We start from the raw sequence: 6,826 nt of genomic DNA on the forward strand, positions 1-6,826 counted from the left end.
GTCGGAACCACCGCGACGGTCATCACGCGCGGGACGGGCATCACGGTCGAAGCGGTCGTCACGTGCCGGGCGGGCACCACGATCGAAACGGTCGGTGCGGCCGTATCCGCCACGGTCGTCACGCGCGGGACGGGCATCGCGGTCGACGCCGCCACGACGCTCGAAGCCGCCGCGGTCGTTCCGCGCCGGACGCGCATCCCGGTCGAAGCCGCCACGACGCTCGTACCCGCCACGGTCATCACGCGCCGGACGCGAATCCCGACCGAACCGGTCATCACGCGCCGGACGCGAATCCCGACCGAACCGGTCATCACGCGCCGGACGGGCATCCCGACCGAACCGATCGTTGCGCTCGAAACCGCGACCGCCGCGGTCGTCACGGTCACTGCGGTGGTGCGGAGCCTCGCGGCGTCCGGATTCTGCGCGGTTGCGGATCGAGCGTGCCTCGTCGCGACCGGCGCGCTGCGTGTCCGACCAGCGGCCCTTGGGCGCCGATCCCTCGACATCGGCGGGGCGGTAGCCCCGGTGCTTCGGGCTGACGCTGCCGGGCCGACGGTCGGCGCGGGCGTCCGATGGGAACGAGCGGCGCTCTCCGGCATCCGTCCGACGATCGCCGTCGCGCGACGGGCGTCCGCCGGAGTGGCGCTCGTGGAACGACGGTCCGCTCTTCGCGTAACGAGGCTCGAAGTTGCGTGACGGGCGTCCGCCCTTGGGCTTGCCGTTCTTGGGCATGGTGTTTCCTGACTGTCTCTGACACGAGAACAGCGTCCGCTCCGCGGGCACAGAGATCAGCGCGCGTGGGACATACCCGGGCATTCGTCGACCGGGGCCATTCATGTGATGGTTATGAACCATCGGCCCCTGAGCTCACAATGAGCGTTAGTGCTCGGAAGAACCGCGTGACGCGGGTGCTCGAAGCCGACGCGTTCCAGAATACCGGGCTTTTCTGAGAGACGGCCCACCGTACGATGACCTCATGCCTCTTGACGATGTGATCGGCTCCCCCACCGGCATCCAGATCCACCTGCGACGCGGTGACGTGACCGCGCAGATCGCCCAGGTCGGTGCCTCCCTGCGTCATCTCACGATCGGTGGTGTCGAGATCGTGCCGCCCTACCCGGCGGACGAGCCGACCCCGTCGTGCTCGGGCGTCGTGCTCGCGCCGTGGCCGAACCGCATCCGCGACGGCGTCTGGCAGGACGGCGACGCCGAGCGCGCCCTCGCCATCAGCGAGCCGAAGCTCCGCAACGCCAGCCACGGCCTGCTGCGCTACACCGCGTACGAGATCGCCGAACACACCGACGAGTCCGTCACCCTCGCGGCGAAGATCGTGCCGCAGACCGGATATCCGTACCTGGTCGCGACGTCGGTCACCTTCACGCTGACGGATGCCGGAATCGACGTCACGCACACCCTCATCAACCACTCGGTCGACCCCGCGCCGGTGGCGCTCGGCACGCACCCGTTCTTCGTCATCGACGGGGTCGACCCCCGGCAGCTCGTGCTGCGCCTGCCGGCGGAGACGTACTTCGAGACCGACGACCGGCTGCTGCCGGTCGGCGAGAGCCCGGTCTCGTCGGCGACCGACCTGCGCGAGGGTCGTCGCCTGAGCGACGTGCAGCTCGACACCGGGTACGGGAGCCTGCACCGTGATGCCGACGGCTTCGTGCGCACCACGCTCTCCGCGCCGGACGGCCGCGCGGTGACGCTGCAGCAGGGACCGGGCTTCGACTACATCCAGGCCTACACGACCGACCAGTACCCCGGGCAGCCGCTCGCCGTGGCGATCGAGCCGATGACGGCCCCGGCCGACGCCTTCAACTCCGGTCGCGGACTGCGCCGCCTCGCCGAAGGCGAGTCGTGGACGCTGCAGTGGGGCATCCGCTTCTCCTGAATCTCCGGACTTCACCCGAAACGCAGGACGATCCATCCGATCGGCTCCTGCGTTTCACGTGTTCTCCTGAAATCCGCGAGACGCCTGACGCGGCTCAGACGTCGTTCGCCGGTGGCAGGCCGCGTGAGCGCAGCTCCCGGCGAGTCGGCTGGCGCTCCGCCCCCTCTGCCATCGCGGTGGCGAAGACGGATGCCGCAGCAGCAGCGGCCGAGGCGGCTGCCGCCGCGGCAGATGCCGCTGCCGCCGCGGCCATCATCGAGTCGGATGCCCGGTTCTCGACAGGCATCATCACGGTGGCCGTGGCGGGATCCACGGCATCCGGATCCTCGAACCCTGCGACAGCCTGCCCAGCCGGAGGCACAGCGGGCGTCCCGACCGCCGATACCGCGGGATCAGCCGAGGTCGAGCCGGCCGCGGGCGCCGGATCGGCCGCCGCACCGCCGTCACTCGGCACCGGGCCCTGCGCGTCGTCCCCGCTCGGCCCGCGGTCCGGATCGTCACCGTCACCGCGCGGGGCGCGCTTCGCGTGACGGCGCTCCTTCGCCCCCTCGACGAGGTTGTAGAGCGTCGGCAGCACGATGAGGGTGAGGACGGTCGACGACACGAGGCCGCCGATCACGACGATCGCCAGCGGCTGCGAGATGAATCCGCCGTGCCCGGTGATGCCGAGCGCCATCGGCGTCAGCGCGAAGATCGTGGCGAGCGCCGTCATGAGGATCGGCCGCAGGCGCTTCTCGCCTCCCGCCATCACCGCCTCGGGAGTCGTGAGCCCCTTCGACCGGTACTGGTTGACGAGGTCGACGAGCACGATCGCGTTGGTCACCACGATGCCGATCAGCATGAGCACGCCGATCAGCGAGGCGACGCCCAGCGGCACACCGGTGGCGATCTGCAGCAGGATCGCCCCGGTCGCGGCGAACGGCACCGACACGAGCAGCAGCAGCGGCTGACGCAGCGACTTGAACGTCGCGACCATCACGACATAGACGATGAGGATCGCCGCGAGCATCGCCAGCCCGAGCTGCGAGAACGACTCGGCCTGCTGCTCGGCCACACCGCCGACCTCGGCGCGGGCGCCGTCGGGCAGGTCGACCGCGTCGAGTGCCGCGGTCACCGATGCGGTGGCGACGGCGAGATCGTCGGATGCCGGCGGCACGGTGACCGTGGCGGTGCGGCGTCCCTGCTCGGTCGAGATCGAGGTGGGGCCTTCACGCTGCTCGACGGTCGCGAGCTGCTCGAGCGGCACCGGGCCGGTGGCCGTGGGGATCGAGAGCTGCTTCAGGGCGTCGACGGATGTCGGCGGCTCGGGGTCGACGAGGTACACCGTGAGGGCGCTGTCATCGACCTCCACCGAGCCGATCTGCTGCGGGCGCATCGTGCCCGACACGATCGAGCCGACCGCGACCTCCGACAGCCCGCGCGCGGCGGCGGCCTCACGATCGACGACCACGGCGATGTACGGCAGCGCGGCCGACAGGTTGTTCGTCACCTGACCGATGCCGTCGCGTCCGTCGAGCTCCTTCATGAGGGCGTCGGTGCCGGTCTGCAGATCGTCGGCGTTCGGCGCGGTGACGGTGATCTCGATGTCGCTCGACCCGAATCCGCCCCCGCTCGCCGCGACGGTGACCTCGCCGGCGCCGTCGAGCGCGTCGACCTTCTTCTGCACCTGTGCGCGCAGCTTCTCCTGATCGGCGTCGTCGCTGGTCTGGATCGAGTACGTGATGCCGGCGCCGCCGGAGAACGCGTCGCGCAGCGCCGAGCCGCTCGATCCGATCGACGCCTGCACGTGCGTGATCCCGTCGATGCCCTGCAGCGCGCCCTCGACCTTCTTCGCCGCTTCGGACTTGGCCTCGAGACTCGCGGTGTTGCCGATGTCCTGCGTGACGGTCATGGTGTTCTGGCCGGAGTCGCTGAGGAAGTTGATCTTCATCAGCGGGGCCGCGGCGAGCGTGCCGGCGAGCACGAGCACCGCGAGCAAGACGGTGACTGCGGAGTGCTTCAGCGTCCAGCCGAGGATCGGCCGGTACATCCGCTGCAGGGTCGTGGGCGGGGCATCCGGATGCTCGGGATCGATACGCGCGCCGTCTGCGGCGACCAGCGGCTTGCCCGGCCGCAGGAACCAGTACGCGAGCACGGGCACGATCGTCAGGGCGACGAGTAGCGAGGCGACCATCGCGATCGTCACGGTGATCGCGAACGGACGGAACAGCTCGCCGACGATGTCTCCGACGAACACGATCGGCAGGAACACCGCGACCGTGGTGATGGTCGATGCCGTGATGGCGGATGCCACCTCGCGCACGGCCAGGCGGATCGCCGCGCCCTTGTCTGCGCCCTCGACGTAGTGCCGCTTGATGTTCTCGATCACGACGATCGAGTCGTCGACGACACGGCCGATCGCGATCGTGAGCGCACCGAGGGTGAGCACGTTGAGCGAGTATCCGAACGCCTGCAGCCCGATGAAGGTGATCAGCACGCTGGTGGGGATCGAGATCGCGGTGACCAGCGTCGAGCGGATCGACAGCAGGAAGACGAGGATCACGAGAACCGCGAACGCCAGGCCCAGCATGCCCTCGGTGGCGAGCGTGTCGATCGACTGCTGGATGTAGGGCGCCTGGTCGAAGATGACGGTGAACTGGGCGTCCGGGAAGGTGTCGCCGAGCTCGTCGAGCGCGGCCAGCACGCCCTGCGACACCTCGACGGTGTTCGCCGCGGGCAGCTTGGTGACCGCGATCGACAGGGCGTCCTCACCGTCGACGCGCGAGATCGACGTGACCGGGTCGGCGACCTGCGCGACGTCGGCGACCTCGCCGATGGTGAGATCCGTGCCGCTCAGCGGCAGGGCCGCGACATCCTCGGCCGAGGCGAGCTTCGCACCCGACTGCACGGTGAGCGTCTGGTCGCCCTCGGTGACGTCCCCGCCCGGCAGCAGCACACCGTTCTGCTCGAGCGCCTGACTGATCGACTGCGTCGTCTGTCCGGCGGCGAACAGCTTCGCCCGATCCGGGGTGATCGTGATGCGCTGGCCGACGCCTCCGACGATGTCGGCGGCGTTCACCCCGTCGACGTCCTCGAGGTCGGGGATCACCGTGGTCTCGAGATCCTGCAGTGCGGCCTCGGAGTCGTCGAAGCCTGTGACCGCGATCTGGATGACGGGGAAGTCGTCGATCGAGACGCTGAGCACCTGCGGGCTCACGTCGTCGGGCAGCTGCTGCGAGATGCGGTTGATCGCCTGCTGCATCTTCTGCTCGGCGGTGGCGAGATCGGTGCCGTACGCGAACATCGCCTGCACGATCGAGGCGTTGGTCGTGCTCGTCGCGCTGCTCGATTCGAGGCCGGGCACGCCCTGGATCGCCTTCTCGACCGGCGTGGAGACGTCGTTCTCGACGACCTCGGGCGACGCGCCCGGATAGGTGCTCGTGACCACCAGGGCGGGCAGCTCGAGTGAGGGAATCAACTCCTGCTTGAGGTTGGTGAGCGCCAGGCCGCCGAAGACGGCGGCCACGATGGTGATCAGCGCGATGAGTGCGCGGTTGCGCAGGCTGAGGATGGCGAGGTTCGACACGCGGTGCTCTTTCAGTCGCTCGTGGTCGTGGGATCGGTGCCGAGGATGCCGGCGAGGGCGTTCTCGATCAAGGAGGCGTCCAGCGTCTCGTCGTGGATGCGGGCGTGCCAGAGCACGCCGTCGATGAAGACGGCCGCGGCGGTGGCCCGTTCGATGCCGTAGGCGGGCACGAGGAAGCCGGTCATCCGCTCTGACCAGCGTCGCGCGATCGCCCGCAGCTGGGGGTCGTCGACGGCGGCGGTGACGACGGCGCGATCCGCCTCGAGAGCGCGGGCGTCGGCGAGTCCCTGCACGATCAGCTCGGCGAGCACGTGCGGCGTCGCTCCGCGCTGCTCGAGCGTCGCGCGGATGCCGTCGACGCGAGCGTCGACCTCGGTGACGAGATGGTGCAGCGCCTGCGAGCGCAGGTCGTCGAGGGTGGCGAAGTACTGGGTCGTGGCGCCCAGCGGCACACCGGCGCGGGCGGCGACGAGACGGTGCGTCACCGCGCTCACACCGACCTCGAGGATCAGCTCGGCGGTCGCGGTGATGATCTCGATCCGGCGCGCCTCGGGGTCACGACGGCGGCGTGACGGCTCGCTCATGTCGCCTCCCGGGCATCGCAGATGTACGTCTGTACATTATGCGCGCCGCAAGCTGTGGCCGGACTGGCAGCCTCAGCCCAGCCCGCCTGAGATGCCGAGGCCGAGCAGGGCCGCGGCGAGCGAGAGCACGAGCATCCCGATCACATCGGCGACCGCCGCGCGCTGCTCGCCGTCGCGCCACAGCGAGATCGCATCGACCATCGCCGTGCTGAAGGTGGTGTACCCGCCGAGGAAGCCCGCGCCGACCACGAAGGCGGCGCCGGGAAGCATCCCGACCACCGCTCCCAGCAGCAGCGAGCCGGTGATGTTGATCACCATCACGCCCCACGGGAAGCGCGAGCGGGTGACGTGTGCGACGCCGATGTCGATGAGGTACCGGGCCGCGGCCCCGAGTCCGCCGCAGGCGGCGGCGAGGGCGAACACGAGCGGATTCACGAGGCGCTCCTGCGTCCGAGCGAGCCACCGATCCGCAGGCCGAGCCACGCGGCGAGCAGCCCGCCGGCGAGGCTCACGGCGATGTACCCCCCGGCGAGCGCGGGTGCGGCCGCCCACAGCTCAACGCTGTCGACCGCGAACGCGCTGTAGGTGGTGAAGCCGCCGAGCATCCCGGTGCCGAGCAGGATCCGCAGATCAGATGCGGGAATGCGGGCGGTCAGGATGCCGAGCAGCAGCGCGCCGACGAGGTTCGCGACCAGCACCGCGACCGGAGCGTCGATGATCAGCATCCCGAGGCCGAGGCGTGCGGCGGTGCCGACCGCGCCGCCCGCCGCCGCGAGCGCGGCC

6 protein-coding genes are annotated in these 6,826 nt (G+C 70.2%); 1 reads left to right on the forward strand and 5 read right to left on the reverse strand.

Translation table 11 applies throughout. The features are described from left to right. Positions 1 to 386, reverse strand: a 386-nt coding sequence (locus tag RT309_RS13005; protein ID WP_313357673.1) for a hypothetical protein, incomplete at its 3' end; no start/stop codon positions are given. 590 nt (positions 387 to 976) lie between these two features. Here RT309_RS13005 and RT309_RS13010 point away from each other — a divergent pair. Beyond that, the gene (locus RT309_RS13010) at positions 977 to 1,894 is read left to right on the forward strand and encodes an aldose 1-epimerase family protein (protein WP_313357675.1); all 918 of its coding nucleotides are present in this window, start codon (positions 977 to 979) and stop codon (positions 1,892 to 1,894) included. Positions 1,895 to 1,988: 94 nt separating this feature from the next. Here RT309_RS13010 and RT309_RS13015 read toward each other — a convergent pair whose 3' ends face one another. From RT309_RS13015 to RT309_RS13030, 4 genes are all read right to left on the reverse strand, one after another. Next, complete coding sequence (locus RT309_RS13015; protein WP_313357677.1) at positions 1,989 to 5,459, reverse strand: efflux RND transporter permease subunit; 3,471 nt, start codon at positions 5,457 to 5,459, stop codon at positions 1,989 to 1,991. An 11-nt stretch (positions 5,460 to 5,470) separates the two neighbouring features. Continuing rightward, positions 5,471 to 6,043, reverse strand: coding sequence for a TetR family transcriptional regulator (locus tag RT309_RS13020; RefSeq protein ID WP_313357679.1), 573 nt, complete (start codon positions 6,041 to 6,043; stop codon positions 5,471 to 5,473). Between the two features lie 72 nt (positions 6,044 to 6,115). Next, positions 6,116 to 6,478 (reverse strand): CrcB family protein, encoded by a 363-nt coding sequence (locus RT309_RS13025; protein ID WP_313357681.1) that lies wholly within the window; start codon positions 6,476 to 6,478, stop codon positions 6,116 to 6,118. After that, positions 6,475 to 6,826 (reverse strand): CrcB family protein (locus RT309_RS13030; protein WP_313357683.1); only part of this gene is annotated, 352 nt, incomplete at its 5' end. The genes RT309_RS13025 and RT309_RS13030, both read right to left, overlap by 4 nt.

This window comes from Microbacterium sp. (genome assembly GCF_032084865.1).
GTDB lineage: Bacteria > Actinomycetota > Actinomycetes > Actinomycetales > Microbacteriaceae > Microbacterium.